Source organism: Pseudomonas sp. CFBP 5748 (assembly GCF_053850495.1).
Genome location: NZ_JBSPTN010000002.1, coordinates 436,996 through 455,014, shown reverse-complemented (window position 1 = coordinate 455,014; position 18,019 = coordinate 436,996). Strand labels below are relative to the sequence as shown.

Sequence of the window (18,019 nt, the reverse complement as noted above, 5' to 3'; positions counted from 1 at the left end):
CGCCTAATGGCGGCTTGGAATGCGATGGTGGCGCGCTTTGTGATTTGAGATAGGGTTGTGGCTGGACATCGCGCAATCAGGAGACGTACATGCGCTTTTCAGCTTTGACCCAACGCATCACCGGCGATGGCGCCGCCGCCTGGCAGATTCACGACCGGGCGCTGGCCCTGCGTGAGCAGGGTGTGGACGTGCTGCTGTTGTCGGTGGGTGACCCGGATTTTGACACGCCGCACGCCATCGTCGAGGCTGCAGTGAACAGCCTGCGGGCCGGGGAGACCCATTATTCGGACATTCGTGGCCTGCACACCTTGCGGGCCAGTATTGCTCGGCGTCATCGCCGGCGCTGTGGTCAGCCGGTGGGCGCCGAACATGTCACGGTGTTGCCGGGGGCGCAGTGTGCGGTGTATGCGGTTGCGCAATGCCTGCTCGACCCCGGTGATGAGGTGATTGTCGCCGAGCCGATGTATGTCACTTACGAGGCGGTATTCGGCGCCTGCGGGGCGAAAGTGGTGCCGGTGGCGGTGCGTCCGGAAAACGGTTTTCGAGTCGAACCGGCCGATGTGGCCCGGCTGATTACCCCGCGTACTCGGGCAATGCTGCTCAACAGTCCCAACAACCCCTCCGGTGCGAGCCTGTCGCGGCCTACCTGGCAAGCACTGGCGCAGTTGTGCATTGAGCATGACCTGTGGCTGATCAGTGACGAGGTCTACAGCGACCTGTTGTTCGACGGCGAACACATCAGTCCGGCCAGTCTGCCGGGCATGGCCGAACGCACCGCGACCCTCAACAGCCTGTCCAAATCCCACGCCATGACTGGGTGGCGCATTGGCTGGGTCATTGGGCCTGAACCCTTGGCCGAGCATTTGGCGAATCTGTCCCTGTGCATGCTGTTCGGCTTGCCGGACTTTGTGCAACGGGCCGCCCAGGTAGCGCTGGAGCAGGACTTGCCTGAAGTGGCGCAGATGCGCGAGGAGTATCGCCAGCGCCGGGACCTGGTCTGCGCGGCCCTCGAGGCTTGTCCTGGCCTGCGGCCTGTGCGGCCTGATGGTGGCATGTTTGTAATGGTCGACGTGCGCCAGACAGGCCTCGATGCCCAGGGCTTTGCCGAACAACTGCTGGACGGTTATGGCGTGTCGGTGCTGGCCGGCGAGGCATTCGGGCCGAGTGCGGCGGGGCATATCCGGATCGGGCTGGTGGTGGACCAGGTGAAACTGGCGGATGCCTGCCAGCGGATTGCCTTGTGCACGGCGGGGTTGTTGCAGGCGCGGCGAGCTTGAGAAACGGGCTGAATTCGAAGGCCCCATCGCGAGCAAGCTCACTCCCACATTGTCCGGTGGTGGTCGCAAGGCTCATGTCCGCCAAAAATCCCCTGTGGGAGCGAGCTTGCTCGCGATAGCGGTGTGTCAGCCAACTCAATATTGACTGACCTGACGCCTTCGCGAGCAAGCTCGCTCCCACAGGTTTTAGTGGTGTTTGCCGAATCTGCGCACGAGCTTCATCACCACCACAAAGAACACCGGTACGAACATCACCGCCAGTGTGGCGGTGATCATGCCGCCGATCACGCCGGTGCCGATGGCCTGTTGGCTCGCCGAGCTGGCCCCGGTGGCGATGGCCAGTGGCACCACGCCGAGGATGAAGGCCAGGGAGGTCATGATGATCGGACGCAGGCGCAGGCGTGCGGCCGCAAGCGTTGCCTCGATCAGGTCATGACCTTGATCGTGCAGGCTCTTGGCAAACTCGATGATCAGGATCGCGTTCTTCGCCGAGAGGCCGATGATGGTCACCAGCCCGACCTTGAAGAACACGTCATTGGGCAGGCCGCGCAACGACACCGCCAGTACCGCGCCGAGCACCCCCAGTGGCACCACCAGCAGCACCGAAGTGGGAATCGCCCAGCTCTCGTACAACGCCGCCAGGCACAGGAACACCACCAGCAACGACAGGCCCAGCAAGATCGGCGCCTGGCTGCCGGACAGGCGTTCCTGCAACGACAACCCGGTCCATTCCTGACCCAGCCCCGCCGGACCCTGGGCCACCAGCCGTTCGATCTCCGCCATGGCCTCGCCGGTGCTGTGGCCAGGCGCCGGTTCGCCGGAAATGCTGATGGCCGGGTAGCCATTGTAACGGGTCAGTTGCGCCGGCCCCTGGGTCCATTTGGCCCGGACAAAGGCCGACAACGGCACCATTTTTCCGGCGTCGTTGCGCACATGGATCTTCAACAGATCGGCCACCTGGCTGCGTTGGTCGCCCTCAGCCTGGACCACCACCCGTTGCATCCGCCCCAGGTTGGGGAAGTCATTGATGTAGGTCGAACCCACGGCGGTGGCCAGGACGTTGCCAACATCGGCAAAGGACACGCCCAGGGCATTGGCCTGCTTGCGATCGACCTCCAACTGAACCTGCGGCGCTTCGGCCAGGGCGCTTTCGCGCACGTTCATCAGCACCGGGCTATTTTCGGCGGCGGCGAGCAACTCGCTGCGGGCCTGCATCAGCGTGGCATGGCCGAGGCCGCCACGGTCTTGCAGGCGGAACTCGAAACCGCTGGAGGTTCCCAGGCCATCCACTGGCGGCGGCAGCACGGCAAAGGCCATGGCGTCCTTGATCTGGCTGAAGGCTTGGTTGGCGCGGTCGGCAATGGCGCTTGCCGAGTCGTCACTGCCACGCTCCGACCAGTCCTTGAGAGTAGTAAACGCCAGCGCGGCGTTCTGCCCGCTGCCGGAAAAGCTGAAGCCCAGAATCACCGTACTGTCGCCCACCCCAGGCTCGCCAGCGTTGTGGGCTTCGATCTGCTCGACCACCTGCATTGTGCGGTTTTTGCTCGCGCCGGGCGGTAACTGAATATCGGTGATGGTGTAGCCCTGGTCTTCTACCGGCAGGAACGAGGAGGGCAAGCGGCTGAATAGCAGACCCATGCCCACCAGCAGCACGCCGTAGATCAACAGATACCGCCCGCTGCGCTTGAGGGCATAGGCTACCCAGCCTTGATAGCGATCGCCCAATTGATCGAAGCGACGATTGAACCAGCCGAAAAAGCCGCTTTTGGCGTGGTGTTCACCCTGGGCGATGGGCTTTAACAAGGTGGCACAGAGGGCTGGCGTCAGGCTCAGCGCGAGGAAGGCCGAAAACAGGATCGAGGTAGCCATGGACAGGGAGAATTGCCGGTAGATGACGCCCACCGACCCCTGCATGAACGCCATCGGAATAAACACCGCCACCAGCACCAAGGTGATGCCGATGATCGCCCCGGTGATCTGCTGCATTGCCTTGCGCGTCGCTTCCTTGGGCGACAGCCCTTCGCTGGCCATGATCCGCTCGACGTTTTCCACCACCACGATGGCATCGTCCACCAGGATGCCGATGGCCAGCACCATGCCGAACATGGTCAGCACGTTGATGGAAAAACCCAGGACAAGCATCGTGGCGAACGTTCCCATCAACGCCACCGGCACCACCAGGGTCGGGATCAAGGTGTAGCGGATGTTTTGCAGGAACAGGAACATCACAGCGAACACCAGCAACATCGCCTCGCCGAGGGTATAGATCACTTTGGTGATGGAGACTTTGACGAAGGGCGAAGTGTCGTACGGGATCTTGTACGCCACGCCAGCCGGGAAGTAGCGCGACAGTTCGTCCATCTTCGCCCGCACCCGGGTCGCGGTGCTCACGGCATTGGCGCCGGGTGACAATTGCACGCTGACGGCGGTGGAGGGCTTGCCGTTCAGCCGTGTGGAGAATTGGTATTCCTGGCTGCCGATTTCCACGCGCGCCACGTCGCCGATGCGTACGGTCGAGCCGTCGGGGTTGGCCTTGAGCACGATGTCGGCGAACTCTTCAGGCGTCGACAGTTGGCCCTTGACCAGGACAGTCGCGGTGATTTCCTGGGTCGTACGCGTCGGCAAGTCGCCGATACTGCCGGCCGACACCTGGGCGTTCTGCGCCACGATGGCCGCATTCACGTCGGCCGGGGTCAGGTTGAAGCTGAGCAGCTTCTGCGGGTCGAGCCAGATGCGCATCGCCCGTTCGGCACCGTACAACTGGGCCTTGCCGACGCCGTCCAGGCGCTTGATCTCGTTCATCACGTTGCGCGCCAGGTAATCGCTGAGCGCCACGTCGTCGAGCTTGCCGTCACTGGAAGTGAGGGTGATCAGCAGCAAGAAGCCCGCCGAGACTTTTTCGACCTGCAAGCCTTGCTGGGTGACCGCTTGCGGCAAGCGCGACTCCACGGCCTTGAGGCGGTTCTGCACGTCGACCTGGGCCAGTTCCGGGTTGGTGCCGGGTTGGAACGTCGCGGTGATGGTGGCGCTGCCCAGGCTGCTCTGGGAGCCGAAGTACAGCAGGTTGTCGGCGCCGTTGAGCTCCTCCTCGATCAGGCTGACCACGCTTTCGTCCACGGTCTGCGCCGAAGCGCCCGGGTACGTGGCGGAGATCTCGATCTGCGGCGGCGCGACGTCGGGGTACTGCGCCACCGGCAGTTGCGGCAGGGCCAATACGCCCGCCAACAGGATGAACAACGCGACCACCCAGGCGAACACCGGGCGGTCGATAAAGAACTGCGGCATGGGAAACGTCCTGCTTACTGACCAGGTGCCTGGGCAAGTGGAAGAGGGGTATCGTCGATCCGGACTTTTTCACCGGGCCGTGCGTGTTGCAGGCCTTGCACCACGATGCGGTCGCCGGACTTCAGGCCATGGATGACGATCCAGCGATCGTTCTGTACGGCGCCCAGTTCCACCGGTTGCACGCGAACCTGCTGTTGCGCGTCGAGCAGCAACACCTGGGCAACGCCCGAGCTGTCACGCTGGATCGCCCGTTGCGGCACGCTGATGCCTTGCCGGTCGAAGGCCTGCTCCAGACGCACGCGCACGAAGCTGCCCGGCAGCAGGTCGAGGTCGGGGTTGGGAAACTCGCTGCGCAGGGTGATCTGGCCGGTGCCCGGGTCGACGCTGATGTCGGTGAACAGCAACTTGCCAGGCAGCGGATAAAGACTGCCGTCGTCCTGGATCAACGTGGCTTTTGCCTGATCCTGGCCGACCTGCTGCAACTGGCCGGAGCGCAGGGCACGACGCAAATCGTTGAGCTCGCGGGTCGATTGCGTGAGGTCGGCGTGAATCGGGTTCAACTGCTGGATCAGGGCCAGCGGCGTGGTTTCGTTCTGCCCCACCAGGGCGCCTTCGGTTACCAGTGCCCGGCCGATGCGCCCGGCAATCGGTGCGGTGACGGTGGCATAACCCAGGTTCAGCCTGGCCCGTTCCACCGCGGCCTTGTTGGCGGCGACATCGGCGGCGGTCTGGCGGACGGCGGCGCGGGCGTTGTCGTAGTCCTGGCCGCTGATGGCGTTGTCGTCGATCAGTTGCGCGTAACGCTGCGCTTGCAAGCGTGCCTGGAACGCGTTGGCCTCGGCTTTGCGCAGCGCCGCTTCGGCGCTGTCCAGGTCGGCCTTGAATGGCGCTGGATCAATCCGGAACAGCACGTCGCCTTTTTTTACGTCGCTGCCTTCGCGAAAGACCCGCTGCAACACCACACCGGGCACGCGCGCGCGGACTTCGGCGATCCGCGGCGCGGCAATGCGCCCGCTCAGTTCGCTGCTGATGGACAGCGGCCGGGCCTCGATGGTTTCGACGGTCACGGTGGCCAGCGGCGCTTCGTCCTTGGGTGCCGAGGATGAGTCGCAGGCGCTCAACAGCAGCGCCCCGAGCAGCAAGCCCAGGGTGGCGAAAGGATTTCTTGGCATGGTGCTTCCCCAATAATGAGCATTGCCATGCTACGGGGGGCGACCGCCGGCAACGGTAAAGCTTTGTAGGGGGTGTGTGAAATTGTGTAAGGGGTTTGCTCGTGGGTGGGTGAGGGCGTATATCCTTGGCAGCTTGATTCCTTGGTGCCTGTTATGCCGCCTTCGCGAGCAAGCCCGTTCCCACAATGGTCATGCGAACTTTTGTGGGAGCGGGCTTGCTCGCGAAGGCGATCCACACAGGCCCCCCAGCACTTTCTGGAAACACCCATGCCCAACATCCTCCTGGTGGAAGACGACTCCGCACTTTCCGAACTGATCGCCAGTTACCTGGAGCGCAACGGCTATCAGGTCAGTGTGCTCAGTCGTGGCGACCACGTGCGCGAGCGGGCCCGGATCGATCCGCCGGACCTGGTGATTCTCGACCTGATGCTGCCGGGGCTGGACGGTTTGCAGGTCTGCCGCTTGCTGCGGGCCGATTCGGCGACCTTGCCGATCCTGATGCTCACCGCTCGGGACGACAGCCACGACCAGGTGCTGGGCCTGGAGATGGGCGCCGACGACTACGTCACCAAGCCTTGCGAGCCCCGGGTGTTGCTGGCGCGGGTACGCACCTTGTTGCGCCGCAGCAGTCTCACCGAGCCGCAGACGGCCAATGACCGGATCCTCATGGGCAACCTGTGCATCGATCTGTCCGAGCGCACGGTAACTTGGCGCGGCCAAGGGGTGGAATTGTCCAGCGGCGAATACAACCTGCTGGTGGTGCTGGCCCGTCATTCCGGGGAAGTGCTGAGCCGCGACCAGATTTTGCAACGCCTGCGGGGCATCGAATTCAACGGCACCGACCGCTCGGTGGACGTGGCGATTTCCAAGCTGCGGCGCAAGTTCGACGATAACGCCGGTGAAGCGCGCAAGATCAAGACGGTGTGGGGCAAGGGCTATCTGTTCAGCCGTTCCGAGTGGGAATGCTGAGCGGTGTGGAAGCTGCTGATTCGCCTCTACCTGGTCACCATCGTGTCCTACAGCGCGGCGATGTACCTGATGCCGGAATTGGTGATTCGCCTGTTCCATGAGCGCTTTGTGACTTACAACCTCGACCACTCCCGTGGCCTGCAAACCTTGATGGTCAAGCAGTTCCGCGCCGTGCCCAGCGAGCAGTGGCCGGCGCTGGCGGCGCAGATGGACAAGGAGTTCGAGCCGTTGCGCATTGAGCTGGCGGCTGTCGAGGATGAGGATTTCACCCCCGATGAACAGGCCCGTCTCAAACGCGGAGAGAACGTGGTGCGCCTGGGTGAATGGGCTTGGCGCACCCTGACGGCCGCACCGCTGGATGAGCACACGGCGGTCAAGATGATCGTGCCTCCGGACCCGGCGGACGTCAGTTGGCTGTACTGGAGCATCAACGTTCTGATCGGTGCGACGATGCTGGCCTGCCTGCTGCTTTGGCTGCGGCCGCACTGGCGCGATCTGGAACGCCTCAGAAGCACCGCGCAGCGCTTCGGCAAGGGGCATCTGGGCGAACGCACGCACATTGCCTCCAGCTCGAACATCGGCAGCCTGGCCCACGTGTTCGACACCATGGCCGGCGACATCGAGAACCTGCTCAACCAGCAGCGGGATCTGCTCAATGCGGTGTCCCACGAACTGCGCACGCCCCTGACCCGGCTGGACTTCGGCCTGGCCCTGGCGCTGTCCGAGGACCTGCCGGCGGCCAGTCGCGAGCGCCTGCAAGGGTTGGTGGCGCACATCCGCGAGTTGGATGAGTTGGTGCTGGAGTTGCTGTCCTACAGCCGTCTGCAGAACCCCGAGCGTTTGCCCGAGCGGGTCGAAGTGCCGTTGGACGAATTCATCGACAGCATTTTGGGCAGCGTCGACGAGGATCTGGCGGCACCGGACGTGGTGATCGATGTGCTGTTGCACGGCGCGCTGGAGCGTTTTGTGCTGGACCCACGCCTGACCGCCCGGGCGCTGCAAAACCTGCTGCGCAATGCCATGCGTTATTGCGAGAAACGAATCCAGATTGGCGTGCTGGTCAGTGAGCACGGCTGCGAGATCTGGGTCGACGACGACGGCATCGGGATTCCCGACAGCGAACGCGAGCGCGTGTTCGAGCCATTCTACCGTCTGGACCGCAGCCGCGACCGCGCCACGGGCGGTTTCGGCCTCGGCCTGGCCATCAGCCGCCGCGCCCTGGAAGCCCAGGGCGGCACCCTGACGGTCGAAGCCTCGCCGCTGGCCGGGGCACGCTTCAGGCTGTGGCTGCCAACCCCTTCCTCCCTTTGAAGGTTGCTGCGGTCCTGTGGCGAGGGAGCTTGCTCCCGCTGGGTCGCGAAGCGAGCCCAACGACTATCACCCAAACAACCCCGCCGCAATATTGATCGAAAACCCCAGAATCGCCGTATTGAACACAAACCCGATCAACGATTGCGCCAGCACGATCTTGCGCAACTGCCGCGTGGCAACGCCCACGTCCGAGGTCTGCACCGCCACCCCGATGGTGAAAGAGAAATACAGGAAATCCCAATAGTTGGGCGTGGTCAGCCCCTCGGCAAACCGCAGCGCCGGCTCCTTGCCCTCCCAGGTGTAATACAGCCGCGCGTAGTGAACGCTGAAGATCACCCCGATCAGCAACCATGAACCGATCACGGTCATTGCCGTGAAGCCGTAGTGCAGCAGCTTGCCAGCGGTTTGCAGATCGCGGCTGCCCGCCAGTTCGAAGGTGATGGTCGCCAGGCTGGCCAACGCCGCGACGCAGACGAGCAGCAGCACCAGCCCGGCATTTTCGTCTTCAATCTCGGCGATGCGTTTGACGTCGGGCGCCTTGGCCCGCACGGTCAGCCAGGACATCAGCACCAGGTAGGTCCAGACCCCGGCGTTCCAGCCGATCAGGATTTTGCTGATGATCGAATCCACGGGAACCAGCAAACCCACCGCCAGGCCAAGGACCGTGGCGCTGGAAAGACGCGGGTGGGTGCGGACAAGGAAGGGCATGGAGGCTCACTGTACGAGAAAGGGCTGCTGAGTATGCGTCATCAGGCGAGGGCCTGGCCTGTTATCGCGGTAGACTGAATCAACTCCACACCGGCGGTCTGCATCCTGCGGATCGCGCTGTCCATCGAGCCATCCATATCGATGCCCCGGCAGGCGTCGAGCACCACAAATGCATTGAACCCGGCCGCCCGAGCGTCCAGCGCCGAGAACATCACGCAGAAGTCCAGGGCCAGTCCGACCAGGTACACCGTGTCGATGCCGCGCTCCTTCAGGTAACCCGCCAACCCGGTCGTGGTCTGGCGATCGGCTTCCATGAAGGCCGAATAACTGTCGATGTCCGGGTTGCAGCCCTTGCGAATGATCAGTTGGGCGTGGGTCAGTTCCAGCGTCGGGTGGAATTCTGCGCCTCGGCTGCCCTGGGTGCAGTGGTCGGGCCAGAGTTTCTGCTCGCCGTACGGCAATTGGACGATCTCGAATGGCTGCTTGCCGGGATGGCTGGAGGCAAACGACGCATGCCCGGCCGGGTGCCAGTCCTGGGCGAGGATGACCTGTCGGAATGAGCGGCCCAGTTGATTGATCAACGGCACAATCTCATCGCCCCCCGGCACGGCCAGGCGGCCGCCGGGGATGAAGTCGTTCTGTACGTCGATGACCAGTAGGGCGCTGGTCGAAGCCCGAGTGATTGGAGCAGCCATGGATACATCCTCCTTGAAGTGGTCCTCCGATATTAGCCGAACAATCCCAGGCCCCGACATCTGCGCAAGCTGACATACCGCTATCGCGAGCAAGCTCGCTCCCACAGTAGATTGGCGGTGATAGCTGATCCTGTGACCACCCGAGTCCCCATGTGGGAGCGGGCTTGCTCGCGAAGGCGGCACATTCAACATCAATGCAAGCTGATCCACTCCAGCGACCAAGCCCTATCCAACAAGGGTTTGAGGCGGGATCATGTATATTGCCGCCCACCCACAAGATGTCTTTCGTCGCAAATATCCCCGCGTTGATGGCTTTTTGACATTTGCCCCGTGCGTCCATGACACGATTAAGTACAATCGCCGGCTTTCAACCGGGCATGGAAGCAGTTCGGCTTTGCAGTCACGAGAAAAAACCATGCTCATAGGCAGTTACTCCCCCGCCTTAGTTTTTATTTCCCTGTTTGTTGCAGTATTGGCCTCCTACACCGCGCTAGACCTGACCGGGCGTATCGCCACCGCGCGGGGACGTGCGGCCCATTTGTGGATGGCTGGAGGGGCATTGGCGATGGGCGTGGGTGTCTGGTCCATGCATTTCATCGGCATGCTCGCGTTCACCTTGCCGATCGAGCTTGGTTACGATGTGTCGATCACCGCGCTGTCGCTGCTGATTGCCATCCTTTCCTGCGGATTTGCTTTGTGGCTGGTCAGCCAGCCGCGGTTGCCGGCGTGGCAGCTGGCGTTTGGCGCACTGATCATGGGCGCGGGCATCAGTACCATGCATTACACCGGCATGGCCGCGCTGCAGATGCAGCCGGGCATCGATTATGACCCGACGCTGTTCGGCGCGTCCTTGGTGATTGCCGTCGGGGCGTCAGCGGCGGCGCTATGGATTGCCTTTCGCCTGCGCCAGAACACCCCCCATGTGCGCATGGCTCGTGCTGGCGCTGCGGTGGTGATGGGCGTCGCCATCGTTGGCATGCACTACACCGGCATGGCCGGGGCGCGGTTCAGTGAGGGCAGCTTTTGCGGCTCCCTGGACGGTTTGAGCGGCAAGGGCCTGGACAATCTGGTGCTGATCACCACCCTGGCGGTGCTGGCCATTGCCTTGCTGACCTCAATTCTCGACGCGCGCCTGGAAGCCCGTACCGCGGAGCTGGCCCATTCGTTGACCCAGGCCAACCGGGAGCTGACCCAATTGGCCCTGCACGACCCTCTCACCGCATTGCCCAATCGCGTGCTGCTGGCTGATCGCATCGGCCAGGCCATGCACCGGGTGCAGGAGCAGGGCGGTTGCTTTGCCTTGATGTTCATCGACCTCGACGGTTTCAAACCGGTCAACGATGCCTTTGGTCATCACATGGGGGATTTGTTGCTGCGGGACGTGGCCCTGCGCCTGCGCGAAGACCTGCGCAGCCAGGACACCCTGGCGCGGATCGGCGGCGATGAGTTCGTGCTGCTGGTGCAATTGGCCGAACCCGACGATGCCCTGCGACTGGCGGCACGTCAGGTCGGGCTGATCGCCCGCACGTTCCGGGTCGCTGACCACGACCTGCAGATTTCCGCCAGCGTCGGCATTTCGCTTTACCCGGGCAACGGCCAGAACGCCGAAGAGTTGCTGATGAACGCCGACGCGGCGATGTACCACGCCAAAGGCGCTGGCAAAAACGGCTACAGCTTTTTCGATGCGTCGATGAACAGCAACGCCCGCAAGCAATTGCAGTTGCTGCAAGACTTGCGCATCGCTGTCGAACAACGGCAATTCAGCCTCTACTATCAGCCCAAGTTCGACGCCGCCAATGGCCGGCCGGTCGGCGCCGAGGCGTTGCTGCGCTGGACCCACCCGACCCAGGGCCTGTTGATGCCCGACACCTTCATCGACCTGGCGGAAAAGACCGGGCTGATCATTCCCATCGGCGAATGGGTGTTGAACGAGGCCTGTCGCCAGATGCGCGAATGGTACGTGCTCGGTTATACCGACTGGCGCATCGCGGTGAACCTGTCGGCCTTGCAGTTCTGCCATACCGGGTTGGTGCAAAGTGTGGCCAAGGCGTTGGAAACCCATCAACTGCCGGCCAACAGCCTGACCCTGGAAATCACCGAAACCACCGCCATGAGCGATGCGGACGCGAGCATGACCGTGCTGCAGCAGCTCTCGGACATGGGCGTGGACCTGTCCATCGATGACTTTGGCACCGGTTATTCGAGCCTGATGTACCTCAAGCGCCTGCCGGCCAACGAACTGAAGATCGATCGCGGTTTCGTGCGCGACCTGGAGCACGACAGTGATGATGCCGCCATCGTCTCGGCCATCGTCGCCCTCGGCCAGGCCCTGGGCCTGCGGATCGTTGCCGAAGGCGTGGAGACCGATGTGCAACAGGATTTCCTGACCCAGCTGGGCTGCGATTCGCTGCAGGGTTACCTGCTGGGGCATCCGCTGCCGGCCGAGCGCTTCATCCACGATATCCGCCAGGCACAACGGGTGGCGGTGGTCTGAGCGGCTTCAAGCAATGATGTCGAACGCCGAGCTGTCCAGCCGCTCGCCATTGACCAGCAGATGCACCGCATGCCGGCCCGCATAGTGCCGGCGAGTGGTCAGCTCGCGAATATGTTGTGAACGGCTGAGGGTGACGCAACTTTCGGCGGGCAGGTCGAAGGTCTTGAGCTTGAAGACCTTGGCCGATGTGCCGCCCGAGGCTTTTACGTAATCGATCGCGTAATCGATCACCAGGCGCTGGCTCTGCCCGAGGGTCGATTGCACCTTGAAGGACAGGGTGATCTGTTCTCCCAGGCGAATGACCGCTGGCGTCACCTTCAGGTCCAGGATTTCGACCTGGGCCTTGCCACCTACACCGATGACCGCCAGTGCCCGGGGATGGCCTTGTTTGATCAGGCTGCGCAGCGCATGCCGGGCGATCCACGCGGTGTGGCGGTCTTGCAGTGGCCAGCCTTCGATCTGCTCCAGCACCCACTCCGGATGCTGCTTGGTGACGTCGTTGAGGTGGTTGGCCACGGACTTGCGCACATAGAGACTGTCGTCGGCCTTGAGGGCGTCGAGGATCGCGGCCGCCAGGTCGGGGTTGGCCTGGATCGGCTCGAGGTGGAACGACCACGGCAAGCGCGGCCGACTGCCTTCGCTGGCCAGGCGCCGTACGTGTTCGTTGGCATCCAGTGCCCAGTCGTGCATGACCTTGAGGGTGCCGGCCAGGTCGTCGCGCAGGAAGTGCCGCACCGCGAACTCCGACGAGCCGAACCGGGTGAAGTACTTGAGCGCGTCCATCGACAGGTCGAAGGTGTGCCGGCCGTAAGACGCGACATAGTGCGGCAGGAACATGCTGACGAACATGCTGTTGAGGCGCGGAGCCAGATCACGCAGCACGTCCAGAGATGCTTCGTAACCCAGGGGTAGCACGGCATGCAGGCATTCACTGACCCGTGCCATGCGTTGCATCACCGACAATTCGGCCAGCCCGTCGTTGGCCATGTGCAAGAACGCCTTGGCGTCGAAGGCCGGATACACCACGAGCATTTCGCTGGCGATGTGCTCCAGGCGGGCGCTGTTGAAGATTTCCTTGAGGGCTGGGGAGGAGGCGGTGGTGCTCATGGTGGGTCCGTCCGGCGGGTGTTGTAGTTCCGAGCCTGACACTATGCCATGCGCGACCCGTGGCGAGGGAGGCTCTCAGCTTCCAGTCGCTGCAGTAAAGGGAATGATTCGCCGCCCGCGAAGTCCCAGATTCAGTCCCTCGAATAACTGGAGTTTTTTCTATGCGCAAACCAACCCTGATCGCCAGCCTGGTCCTGATCGCCGGCCTCGGAGCCCTTGGGCCTGTTGCGCAAGCGGTCGAAAAAACCGGAGACGCCCTGGAACATTCGCCGAGCAATGGGCGCAGGCTGGTGGAAAACGACCGAGTACCGGCGGACTACCAGCGTGCGGACAGGGCCATGAAAGACTGGAAACAGAAGAAACTCGAGCAGCCGACACAAGAACAGCAATGGGTGCATATCGACGACAAGTACTTGCTGATCGAAACCGTGTCCGGCGCAATCGTCAAGATCGTTCCGGCCACACGTTAAGTCTTCAGGTCACTTCGCCCTTGTCCCACAGGCGAACCAGTTCGCCGGGTGCCTGGTCCTCAGGCACCTGCAACACCATCTCGTCGTCATGGTCGTCAGTGCGATAACGCACCTCGATCTGGAAAAAACGCTGGTCGCCCCGGCCAGGTGTGGACGAAGTCAGTGGCAGACAGCCCTCCAGCACCGAGCAGATGCGCGTGCGTTGGTCGAGGTCGCACTGGGCGAACTCGATTTCCCGGGGCCGGGTCAAGGCATGGATGGCCGCCACGCCGCCCTGGCGTGACAGTCGTACCACGGCATTATCGTCGAGGTCTGGAAGGGTTTTCATCAGCTTTCCTCTGTCAGATCGACACCGACCTGGGCCCAGCCGTTCTGCACCGCTTGCACCTCCCGTTCACCGAAGCGCTGGCGGGCGTGCTCGACAGTGAGGCGGGCGAAAGCGCTGAAGGACGCGTCGTTGGCCAGTTTTCGGTCGCACAAGGTGTCATACCAGATCCGGCCGGCCTTTTCCCAGGCAAATCCGCCCAGCGTGGTGGCCGCCAGATAAAAGGCGCGATTGGGAATACCGGAGTTGATATGCACGCCGCCGTTGTCTTCGCGGGTGATGACGAATTCGCGCATGTGCGCCGGTTGCGGGTCTTTGCCCAGCAACGGGTCATCGTAGGCGGAGCCGGGGTTGGACATGCTGCGCAGGCCGTCGCCATTGATCTTGTCAGTGAGCAGGTCGGCGCCGATCAGCCAGTCGGCCTGGTCGGCGGTCTGCTCCAGCACGAACTGCTTGACCAGCACGCCGAACACATCGGAGATGGACTCGTTCAACGCTCCGGACTGGTTGGCGTAGACCAACCCGGCTTCACTTTCGGTGACACCATGGGCCAGTTCATGGGCGACCACGTCCAGGGAGCGGGTGAAGCGCTGGAAGATTTCTCCATCGCCGTCGCCAAACACCATTTGCGCGCCGTTCCAGAAGGCGTTTTCGTAGCCCTGGCCATAATGCACGCTGCCCACCAGGGCGAAGCCTTTGTTGTCGATGGAATCGCGCCCCAGGACTTTCCAGAAAAAATCATAGGTGGCACCGAGGGCGTTGTAGGCTTCGTCCACGGCTGGGTCGCCGCTGGCCGACTGGCCTTCCAGGCGAACCGGCTGGCCAGGCAACTCCATGGTGTTTTGGGCATCATGCACGCTGCGCTGCGGGTGGCCGGGCCTGCCAGGCTTGGAGAATTTCGCGGCGGCGGGAAGATGACTGGGCGGCCCGGGGTTGTGCCGCAGATTGCGCACGTGGGACAGGGTGCCGAGGGCGCTGGAGCGTTGCTGTTCGGAGCCATGGGCGATGATGCGATTGAGGATATACGGCGGAATGAAACCGTGGAGCGGACGAGAGTCGATCATCAGAAAATCCTTATCTGAAAGGCAGGGTCGATACCCATGTGAACCGAAGTGACCGCTGCGGTTCCCTGCTGCATGCAATACACATAAGTTTGCCAGGCGCGCCAATTTCTGCGAAAACCCCGCGCTTGAATTCCACGGAAATACCCCATGAACGAAGAACTGCAAATCATCGACCTGGAACAGGGCGACGGCAAAAGCGTAGTCAAAGGCGCGCTGATCACCACCCAATACCGCGGCACCCTTGAAGACGGCACCGAATTCGATTCGTCCTACAGTCGTGGCAAACCCTTTCAGTGCGTGATCGGCACCGGTCGCGTCATCAAGGGTTGGGACCTGGGCCTGATGGGCATGCAGGTCGGCGGCAAGCGCAAGCTGCTGGTACCGGCTCACTTGGCCTATGGCGAACGCTCCATGGGCGCCCATATCAAGCCCAACGCCAACCTCATCTTTGAAATCGAGTTGCTGGAAGTCCTGACCCGGGACGATTGAGCGATGCTGTGGATCAGGGCGTTTTCGTCCCGGGCCGGTCGCTGAACAACGGAATGCGTCCGTTGATAGAAGGGCGGTAGCACCAGATCAATTGATCCAGTCGTGGTTCACGCTCAAGAAGCGCACCCAGTGTGGCCTGTGCGATGTCCAATGCCAGGGTTTGACCGGGGCACTCATGGCGCCCGGCGCCGAAGCTGAAACTGCGGCGGCCCGGGCGGTCCAGCAGCAGGATGTCCGGTTGCGGGTTGAGCTGTGGGTCGCGGTTGGCCGAGGCCAGCAGCACCAGGATTACATCCCCTGGGTTCAGCGCGGTACCGAGGGTTTCACAGGGCGCGGCGACGAAGCGGCGCGTGTGCTGCACCGAAGGGTCGAAGCGCTGGACTTCGGCCAGCAACGGGCGGATTTTCCCAGGATCCTCCCGGAGTGTGCGCTGCAGTGCCGGATCGCGGATCAGTGCCAGCAATGCATTGCCAATCAGGCCGGCCGTGGCTTCATAGGTCTGCGAGAGCAGGCCGATCAGGTTGGCGATCAGGCCGTCCGGATCGGTACCTTCGAAGCCCCGGCCAATGTGCGCCAACAACGGGCTGTCCCGCGCCTCGATCCGCTCCCCGAAAACTGTGACCAGTCGCTCGCTGGCCCGGTGCGCCGCGTCCAGTTGCGCCGCGTCACTCAGGGGCGACAGACAGCTCACGAAATTCCCGGTCAGCTCGCTGATCATGCGACAGTCCGCCGGACTGAAACCCAACAGCGCCGCCACCACGCTGGCCGGTCCGATGAACTGAGCCTGGTGCAGGCCTTCGGCACCTTCCTTGAAGAAGCGTGCCCTGACCAATGCCTCGACCTGTTGCGGGTCAATGTCCTGCAACCGCGGCGCAATCGCGGCCCTCGGGCAACGCTGCTGTTCACCTTCGTTCATACGCATCAGGCGCCCGAATACGTGCCCGGCGGGCCCCTCGGCAATGGCCTTTGGCACGGGCTCGTGGGCCGGGCGCACATGGCAATCGGGGTGATGTAACACCGCGCACACGGCCTCGGCGCTGCTGGCGATCCACAGATTCAATTGCGGATCGAAGGTCAGCCCGCCTGCGGCCCGCAGGTTCGCATAGTAAGGGTAGGGATCAGGGTGAGTCGCGGCGATGATCGGGTCCATGGAGTACGGCCTTGTTCATGATGGAGAAAGTGTTGCTACTATCTCCAGTCGATGTATGGCTTGATTCGTCGGGGAGCGAAATATGAACGCAGAGCAACATGATGTTGGCGTGTCCCAAGTGGCCGCGGCTATCGCCGAACCGGCCCGGACCCGAATGCTGTGTTCGCTGATGGACGGCCATGCCCGCACCAGCACGGAATTGGCGAGCATTGCCGATGTCAGTGCCTCTACCGCCAGCGCCCACCTGGCGAAGCTCAAGGAACTGGCCCTGGTGCGCCTGCACGTCCAGGGGCGTCATCGTTATTACAGCCTGGCGGACAAACGCGTCGCCCAGGCCCTTGAAGCGCTGATGGTGATCGGCCAGAACGGCGCTCCGACCTTCACGCCACGCACCCCGGATCGCCTGCAATTCGCTCGCACCTGTTACGACCACATGGCCGGCACCCTGGCGGTGCGGCTGCATGATCGGATGATCGAGGCTGGGTGGCTGGTGGACGTGGAAGGGCGCGATTATCGGCTGAGTGAATCGGGCGAGGCTCTGTTCGAGGAGCTGGGCGTGGATGTTCAGGTGTTGAGCGCCCAACGCCGCCGATTCGCCTGTCCCTGCCTGGACTGGAGCATGCGCCGTCCGCACCTGGGCGGTGCCCTGGGGGCGGCGTTGCTGCAAGTGGCGATCAAGCGCAAGTGGGTGATTCAGGACCTGGATAGCCGGGCGTTGGGGTTGACGGCCAGTGGTCGCCGGGAGATGGCGGGGCGGTTGGGTATCGATGTCGAGATGGATGCCGGGCCTGCCGGCGCCATCGCTAGCAGGCTTGCTCCCACATTGGCACTCGGATACTCAAAAATCCGGCGTTCACCATAAATCTCCTGTGGGAGCTGAGCTTGCTCGCGATGGCGATTCCAGCCACGTCATCGCAGGCAGGTTCACACCATTCCCGAAAACTCCTGCATGGCATCGAGCAAAGCCTCTCGGAAATACGCTTTTGACGCCCGATCGCACAGGATGTGCAAACTTGCCTGCTGCGCGGTACTGGAGTTGATCACGATCACATTGATGCGTGCCGCCGACGTTTGGGCCACCGCTCCCGGGCCGAACGCCTGTGGGCTCAGATCGACCCCACAGAGCTTGGCCATCACCTCGCTCAGATGCTCTCCCGTCAGTTGAAAACAGGCATGACTGTCCTGGCGAGGCAGCAAATAGTTGGCTTGGTGATCGAGCTCCCAGCGGGCTTCTTCGTCGGCAATGCGCTGGCCCTGGTCTTCGAGGCTGCCCAACAGCAGATATTCGGTCTGCGACAGGCGTGCCACTTGGCTGCCATCGGTCTGGGGCTCGGCGCGATTGGGGGCGTGGGGCAGAACGAAATGGCGACCTTGCAGGTACGCGGCACTGTGAGCACCACGAAAACCTACCCGAGGCAGGTCAGTTAAATCCGCCAGCGTGCACGTGGGCAACGGCGCGAGAGCGTGGTGCCCGACGGTGTGTTGTTCTTTCAGACTGGTCAT

Annotated in this window: 16 protein-coding genes; 7 read left to right on the top strand and 9 right to left on the bottom strand. The window is 62.8% G+C overall.

Annotated elements, in window-relative coordinates; translation table 11 throughout:
- The first annotated feature begins 89 nt into the window (after nt 1–89).
- A complete protein-coding gene (locus ACWNZ1_RS06625; protein ID WP_265072994.1) occupies nt 90–1,277 on the top strand; it encodes a pyridoxal phosphate-dependent aminotransferase in 1,188 nt (395 codons plus the stop codon).
- A gap of 186 nt (nt 1,278–1,463) precedes the next feature.
- Here ACWNZ1_RS06625 and ACWNZ1_RS06620 read toward each other — a convergent pair whose 3' ends face one another.
- Nucleotides 1,464–4,562: a multidrug efflux RND transporter permease subunit gene (locus ACWNZ1_RS06620; RefSeq protein WP_456027503.1), complete on the bottom strand. Its 3,099-nt coding sequence runs from the start codon at nt 4,560–4,562 to the stop codon at nt 1,464–1,466.
- 14 nt (nt 4,563–4,576) lie between these two features.
- Nucleotides 4,577–5,734 (bottom strand): efflux RND transporter periplasmic adaptor subunit, encoded by a 1,158-nt coding sequence (locus tag ACWNZ1_RS06615; RefSeq protein ID WP_135844939.1) that lies wholly within the window; start codon nt 5,732–5,734, stop codon nt 4,577–4,579.
- A gap of 267 nt (nt 5,735–6,001) precedes the next feature.
- Here ACWNZ1_RS06615 and ACWNZ1_RS06610 point away from each other — a divergent pair, with 267 nt between their 5' ends.
- Both ACWNZ1_RS06610 and ACWNZ1_RS06605 read left to right on the top strand, forming a co-directional pair.
- Nucleotides 6,002–6,703: a response regulator transcription factor gene (locus ACWNZ1_RS06610; protein ID WP_135844940.1), complete on the top strand. Its 702-nt coding sequence runs from the start codon at nt 6,002–6,004 to the stop codon at nt 6,701–6,703.
- A gap of 3 nt (nt 6,704–6,706) precedes the next feature.
- Nucleotides 6,707–8,014 carry an ATP-binding protein gene (locus tag ACWNZ1_RS06605; protein WP_135844941.1) on the top strand — a complete coding sequence of 436 codons (1,308 nt, stop codon included), beginning with the start codon at nt 6,707–6,709 and terminating at the stop codon, nt 8,012–8,014.
- A gap of 66 nt (nt 8,015–8,080) precedes the next feature.
- Here the strand turns inward: ACWNZ1_RS06605 and ACWNZ1_RS06600 are convergent, their stop codons facing one another.
- Both ACWNZ1_RS06600 and pncA read right to left on the bottom strand, forming a co-directional pair.
- Nucleotides 8,081–8,722 carry a DUF1345 domain-containing protein gene (locus tag ACWNZ1_RS06600; RefSeq protein WP_456027502.1) on the bottom strand — a complete coding sequence of 214 codons (642 nt, stop codon included), beginning with the start codon at nt 8,720–8,722 and terminating at the stop codon, nt 8,081–8,083.
- A gap of 41 nt (nt 8,723–8,763) precedes the next feature.
- Nucleotides 8,764–9,417 carry a bifunctional nicotinamidase/pyrazinamidase gene (gene pncA / locus ACWNZ1_RS06595; protein ID WP_456027501.1) on the bottom strand — a complete coding sequence of 218 codons (654 nt, stop codon included), beginning with the start codon at nt 9,415–9,417 and terminating at the stop codon, nt 8,764–8,766.
- Nucleotides 9,418–9,832: 415 nt separating this feature from the next.
- On the opposite strand from pncA, the gene ACWNZ1_RS06590 reads away from it, so the two are divergent.
- Entirely contained in the window at nt 9,833–11,911 is a 2,079-nt protein-coding gene (locus ACWNZ1_RS06590; RefSeq protein ID WP_135844945.1) for a putative bifunctional diguanylate cyclase/phosphodiesterase, read from the top strand.
- Between the two features lie 6 nt (nt 11,912–11,917).
- Here ACWNZ1_RS06590 and ACWNZ1_RS06585 read toward each other — a convergent pair whose 3' ends face one another.
- Nucleotides 11,918–13,018, bottom strand: coding sequence for a DNA alkylation repair protein (locus tag ACWNZ1_RS06585; protein WP_265072995.1), 1,101 nt, complete (start codon nt 13,016–13,018; stop codon nt 11,918–11,920).
- A gap of 161 nt (nt 13,019–13,179) precedes the next feature.
- Between ACWNZ1_RS06585 and ACWNZ1_RS06580 the strand changes: the two genes are divergently transcribed.
- Complete coding sequence (locus tag ACWNZ1_RS06580; protein ID WP_135844947.1) at nt 13,180–13,488, top strand: RcnB family protein; 309 nt, start codon at nt 13,180–13,182, stop codon at nt 13,486–13,488.
- Nucleotides 13,489–13,492: 4 nt separating this feature from the next.
- Here ACWNZ1_RS06580 and ACWNZ1_RS06575 read toward each other — a convergent pair whose 3' ends face one another.
- Nucleotides 13,493–13,816 carry a protealysin inhibitor emfourin gene (locus tag ACWNZ1_RS06575; RefSeq protein WP_135844948.1) on the bottom strand — a complete coding sequence of 108 codons (324 nt, stop codon included), beginning with the start codon at nt 13,814–13,816 and terminating at the stop codon, nt 13,493–13,495.
- The gene (locus ACWNZ1_RS06570; protein ID WP_256452657.1) at nt 13,816–14,877 is read right to left on the bottom strand and encodes a M4 family metallopeptidase; all 1,062 of its coding nucleotides are present in this window, start codon (nt 14,875–14,877) and stop codon (nt 13,816–13,818) included. The genes ACWNZ1_RS06575 and ACWNZ1_RS06570 overlap by 1 nt, the downstream gene beginning before the upstream one ends.
- 147 nt (nt 14,878–15,024) lie before the next feature.
- Here ACWNZ1_RS06570 and ACWNZ1_RS06565 point away from each other — a divergent pair, with 147 nt between their 5' ends.
- Nucleotides 15,025–15,366, top strand: a complete 342-nt coding sequence (locus tag ACWNZ1_RS06565) for an FKBP-type peptidyl-prolyl cis-trans isomerase (RefSeq protein WP_135844950.1) — start codon at nt 15,025–15,027, stop codon at nt 15,364–15,366.
- 13 nt (nt 15,367–15,379) lie between these two features.
- Here ACWNZ1_RS06565 and ACWNZ1_RS06560 read toward each other — a convergent pair whose 3' ends face one another.
- Nucleotides 15,380–16,516: a cytochrome P450 gene (locus ACWNZ1_RS06560; RefSeq protein ID WP_265072997.1), complete on the bottom strand. Its 1,137-nt coding sequence runs from the start codon at nt 16,514–16,516 to the stop codon at nt 15,380–15,382.
- Nucleotides 16,517–16,598: 82 nt separating this feature from the next.
- Between ACWNZ1_RS06560 and ACWNZ1_RS06555 the strand changes: the two genes are divergently transcribed.
- Nucleotides 16,599–17,378 (top strand): ArsR/SmtB family transcription factor, encoded by a 780-nt coding sequence (locus ACWNZ1_RS06555; protein WP_456027500.1) that lies wholly within the window; start codon nt 16,599–16,601, stop codon nt 17,376–17,378.
- A gap of 62 nt (nt 17,379–17,440) precedes the next feature.
- Here ACWNZ1_RS06555 and ACWNZ1_RS06550 read toward each other — a convergent pair whose 3' ends face one another.
- Nucleotides 17,441–18,019, bottom strand: a complete 579-nt coding sequence (locus tag ACWNZ1_RS06550) for a sarcosine oxidase subunit gamma (RefSeq protein ID WP_135844953.1) — start codon at nt 18,017–18,019, stop codon at nt 17,441–17,443.

Bases quoted from the DNA above. Each gene is read 5' to 3' on its own strand.
- ACWNZ1_RS06620 (WP_456027503.1), bottom strand. From the start codon at position 4,562: ATGCCGCAGTTCTTTATCGACCGCCCGGTGTTCGCCTGGGTGGTCGCG.
- ACWNZ1_RS06570 (WP_256452657.1), bottom strand. From the start codon at position 14,877: ATGATCGACTCTCGTCCGCTCCACGGTTTCATTCCGCCGTATATCCTC.
- ACWNZ1_RS06565 (WP_135844950.1), top strand. From the start codon at position 15,025: ATGAACGAAGAACTGCAAATCATCGACCTGGAACAGGGCGACGGCAAA.
- ACWNZ1_RS06580 (WP_135844947.1), top strand. From the start codon at position 13,180: ATGCGCAAACCAACCCTGATCGCCAGCCTGGTCCTGATCGCCGGCCTC.
- pncA (WP_456027501.1), bottom strand. From the start codon at position 9,417: ATGGCTGCTCCAATCACTCGGGCTTCGACCAGCGCCCTACTGGTCATC.
- ACWNZ1_RS06560 (WP_265072997.1), bottom strand. From the start codon at position 16,516: ATGGACCCGATCATCGCCGCGACTCACCCTGATCCCTACCCTTACTAT.
- ACWNZ1_RS06625 (WP_265072994.1), top strand. From the start codon at position 90: ATGCGCTTTTCAGCTTTGACCCAACGCATCACCGGCGATGGCGCCGCC.
- ACWNZ1_RS06555 (WP_456027500.1), top strand. From the start codon at position 16,599: ATGAACGCAGAGCAACATGATGTTGGCGTGTCCCAAGTGGCCGCGGCT.
- ACWNZ1_RS06615 (WP_135844939.1), bottom strand. From the start codon at position 5,734: ATGCCAAGAAATCCTTTCGCCACCCTGGGCTTGCTGCTCGGGGCGCTG.
- ACWNZ1_RS06585 (WP_265072995.1), bottom strand. From the start codon at position 13,018: ATGAGCACCACCGCCTCCTCCCCAGCCCTCAAGGAAATCTTCAACAGC.
- ACWNZ1_RS06590 (WP_135844945.1), top strand. From the start codon at position 9,833: ATGCTCATAGGCAGTTACTCCCCCGCCTTAGTTTTTATTTCCCTGTTT.
- ACWNZ1_RS06575 (WP_135844948.1), bottom strand. From the start codon at position 13,816: ATGAAAACCCTTCCAGACCTCGACGATAATGCCGTGGTACGACTGTCA.
- ACWNZ1_RS06610 (WP_135844940.1), top strand. From the start codon at position 6,002: ATGCCCAACATCCTCCTGGTGGAAGACGACTCCGCACTTTCCGAACTG.
- ACWNZ1_RS06600 (WP_456027502.1), bottom strand. From the start codon at position 8,722: ATGCCCTTCCTTGTCCGCACCCACCCGCGTCTTTCCAGCGCCACGGTC.
- ACWNZ1_RS06550 (WP_135844953.1), bottom strand. From the start codon at position 18,019: ATGACCAGTCTGAAAGAACAACACACCGTCGGGCACCACGCTCTCGCG.